This is a genomic window from Streptomyces sp. BE303, from assembly GCF_036290945.1.
GTDB lineage: Bacteria > Actinomycetota > Actinomycetes > Streptomycetales > Streptomycetaceae > Kitasatospora.
On the sequence record NZ_JAQYWZ010000571.1, the window covers coordinates 1 to 3,181 of the forward strand.

The window sequence follows — 3,181 nt, forward strand, 5'->3', positions numbered from 1 at the left end:
CGTACCACCCCGCCCCCGGCCGCCCCCGAGCGCGCCACCGAGGCCGCCGCACAGGCCGAGATCGCCCGCTACTCGACCGAGGACGGCGACGAGGAGGGATCGCGACGCCGCCAGAACAAGGCGGTCCGGGCGGCACGGGGCAATCGGCTCCGCCCGCGCGACGAGTCGAACGCCGACTCCGACTGATCAGCCGCGCCCGGGCGGGGCGTCAGGATGGATGCCCCGCCCGGCCGACCGACCGGCCGGCAGCAGAGAGCGAGCACCCGTGAGCGGCACCATTCCCCCCGACCGGCAGGGCCGGTGGGGCGTACGACGCGGCGGCCGGGGCCCGGCCACACCCTCCACCACCCGAGCGGCAGGGTGGGATCCGTCACGGGCGGGCCCGCCGGGCGAGCCGGAGGCCGCGCCGGGGCCTGCGGTTGCCGCAACGGAAGCCCCTACCGACCGGCCCGGTGGGACACGTGAGGAAGAACGCGTGGCCGCCTGGCCCATCGCCGACGTCGCCCGGATGTCCGGGGCGATCCGTACGAGCGACTCCGTGGGAAGCACGAGCACCACGCTGACCGCCCACACCCGGCTGACCGTTCCGGTCACCGCCGACGACGTGTCCGGGGTCAGCCCTTCAGTGCGGCCTCGATCTCCTCGCGAGCCGGTGCGGGCCTAGGTAGTAGGAGAGCGCGGCGTGCGAGGGGCCGTCGGAGACCTCCCGGCTCGTCAGCAGGTCGACCACCTCGGCCTCGGTCAGCCACTCCACCCGGGCTGCCTCGGAGATGTCGGTCGGCTCGCCGATCCGCGTGCAGCCGGTGACGTGGTAGGAGCGGAAGTGGGCATCCGAGATGCCTGCCATGGCGTCGTACTCGGTCATCAGCTCGATCCGGCCGGGACGCCACCCGGTCTCTTCCTCGACCTCGCGGGCGATGGCTGCGGCCGGCTCCTCACCGGGGTCGGCCCAGCCTGCCGGCACTTCCCAGCCCCAACGGCCGGTGATGAAGCGGTGCCGGTGGATCAACAGGAACCGGCCGTCCTCGTCGGTGACGACTGCGGTGGTGGAGGCCCGGGGCATCCGGACGACGTGGTGGTCGATCCGGCCGACGCCGGGCACCTCGACATCGGCGAGCCACAGCTCTACCCACGGCGAGCCGTAGACCTGCCGCTGCCCGTAGACCTGCCACTCCGAGTCCGACACCGGGCCCCCTCTTACGCGCGTGCGAGCTGGCGGTTCGACTCTCTCACGCGCGCAGTCAGCTCCTGCACGGGCCTCTCTGCAGCCCACGGGGTCAGGGCCTGCTGGAGCGCACGGGCCCGGAGAAGGAGGGGCTGGACGACGGTGGCCCCCGCGACATCGAGGGCTGCGTGCGCGGTCTCACACGCTGCTTGAAGATCGCCCTGAGCGAGCCGTACCCCGGCAAGGTCGAGCGTGAGGACGGCGCGCCCTTTGGTGTCGGCGGCGTCCCGCCGACCGAGTGCGGCTTCGAGCAGGCGGCTGGCCGCCTCATGCTCGCCGAGATGGGAGTGTGTCTCGCCGGCGAGGCCGTCGAGGCGCGGGGCGGTGAAGAAGTCGAGGCCACCGGGGGGCTCGCTGTCGGCGAGGTCTAGGTGGTGGGCAGCCTGGTCGAGCACGGCCAGCGCCTCGGAGCGGTCCCCGTGAGCGGCGAGGACCCTGGCCAGGTTGGCCGTGACCCACGCCCGACGTCGCGGGGCAGCAGTCTCGGCGTGGGCGGCGGCCTGCTGGAGGAGGGCGGCGGCGGTGCCGCGCCGTCCTGCGGTGTACTCGACGATGCTCTGCATGGTCAGGAGCCAGGCGGTCAGGTCGCCTGCCTCCCCCTCGCTGGCAGCGGCGGTGGCGAGGTGGAAGTGCGCGTCGCTGCGGCCACGGTCGCCGAGGTCGTGGTGGGCGAGGCCGAGGAGGCCGGAGACTGCCGCCAGTATCCGCACACCCCGGCGCCGCGCGGCGAGGGCCTGCGGACGGGCGAGCATGTCGTGCACGCCGACGAGTTGGCGTTGAAGTACGGGCACCGACTCGGCGGGCGGGGTGGCCGGGTAGCGGTAGGCGACATCGGCGACCGCGGCCTCCAGATGGCCGAGTGCGGCGTCGGAGGCAGTGGAGCGGGACAGCATGTCGAGGACTTCCCAGGTCTCGGGTACGGCGGAGGGACGGTAGGAGGTCGGCTCGGGAGCCGGCTCCCACGGGCGGTCGGCGAGGCCGAGCATGCGGCCGGGGATGCGCAGACCGTCGGCGATGCGCTCGATCACGTCCATACTGGACACGGCCCGACCGCCGGTCATGATCTCGGTGACACGGCTGGTCGTGAGCCCGGTGCGGCGGGCGATCTGCGCGGAGCCGATGCCTGCCCTCTTCGCGTGCTGGAAGAGGATGCTGATCTCGCGGTTGGCGCACGCGCTGGCGAACGCGGGGTCGCCGAGCAGGCGTCCGGGCAGTGGTTCCGGTGCGGGCACGGGGGCCTCCCGGGGTCGATGGTGGCAGCAGCGTAGCTCTGCTCGACGTCCTGACACGGCTCCATCGTGGGTACCCACCGTGGCCCTGGTGTCGGTCTGCGGGGATGTCGATGCTGGGCGCGTGACGACAGCGATGAGCAACCTCACCATCGACACCGACGCCACCCCTACCGGGTTCTTCGCCCCATCAGGCCCTGCCTGGGAGAAGGCGCTCCAGGGTGTCGAGGAGATGCTGGCCCGGAGCCGCCGGCTCTGGGAGACTCCACAGAAGCTGGAGCAGCGGCGTTTCCACGCAGTCGGCGGGGCCCGGTGAGCATCGCGGGCGGGACCGGAGTTCCCCTGCCAGAGACCACGGGGACGTGCATTCACTTCCGGGCCTGCACGCGCGGGCCCCTGCACCGCACGGTCGACGCGCGGCGTGAACTGATCTCCGGTCACCCCGGATGCCCCGGGCGGGCCCCGGCCCGGTGATCGACGACGGCCAGGGCGAGTACCGCGATACCTCGGACCGCTACCGGTGGGGGCTGCCGGACCCCGCGCGGGCGAGAGCGGCCTACGCCGTTTCGGACGCCGGGGTGTTGGTCCTCGCCACCCTCCTGATCATCTCCACCATCCACCGCTGACCCATCGAGGATCCGTGCCGTTCTTCCGACGTACCACCCCGCCCCCGGCCGCCCCCGAGCGCGCCACCGAGGCCGCCGCACAGGCCGAGATCGCCCGCTAC

At 73.2% G+C, this 3,181-nt stretch carries 5 protein-coding genes; 3 read left to right on the top strand and 2 right to left on the bottom strand.

Annotation, left to right across the window (positions count from 1 at the left end; genetic code table 11):
- A partial coding sequence (locus PUR56_RS12760; protein ID WP_329948980.1) for a hypothetical protein occupies nt 1-186 on the top strand: 186 nt, incomplete at its 5' end.
- A gap of 436 nt (nt 187-622) precedes the next feature.
- Here PUR56_RS12760 and PUR56_RS12765 read toward each other — a convergent pair.
- Nucleotides 623-1,186 carry an NUDIX hydrolase gene (locus PUR56_RS12765; protein ID WP_329948981.1) on the bottom strand — a complete coding sequence of 188 codons (564 nt, stop codon included), beginning with the start codon at nt 1,184-1,186 and terminating at the stop codon, nt 623-625.
- Nucleotides 1,187-1,197: 11 nt separating this feature from the next.
- Complete coding sequence (locus tag PUR56_RS12770) at nt 1,198-2,457, bottom strand: helix-turn-helix transcriptional regulator (protein WP_329948982.1); 1,260 nt, start codon at nt 2,455-2,457, stop codon at nt 1,198-1,200.
- A gap of 121 nt (nt 2,458-2,578) precedes the next feature.
- Here PUR56_RS12770 and PUR56_RS12775 point away from each other — a divergent pair, with 121 nt between their 5' ends.
- Together PUR56_RS12775 and PUR56_RS12780 are read left to right on the top strand one after the other, a co-directional pair.
- Nucleotides 2,579-2,770 (top strand): hypothetical protein, encoded by a 192-nt coding sequence (locus PUR56_RS12775; RefSeq protein WP_329948983.1) that lies wholly within the window; start codon nt 2,579-2,581, stop codon nt 2,768-2,770.
- A 130-nt stretch (nt 2,771-2,900) separates the two neighbouring features.
- Nucleotides 2,901-3,080, top strand: a complete 180-nt coding sequence (locus PUR56_RS12780) for a hypothetical protein (protein ID WP_329948984.1) — start codon at nt 2,901-2,903, stop codon at nt 3,078-3,080.
- Nucleotides 3,081-3,181: the final 101 nt, after the last annotated feature.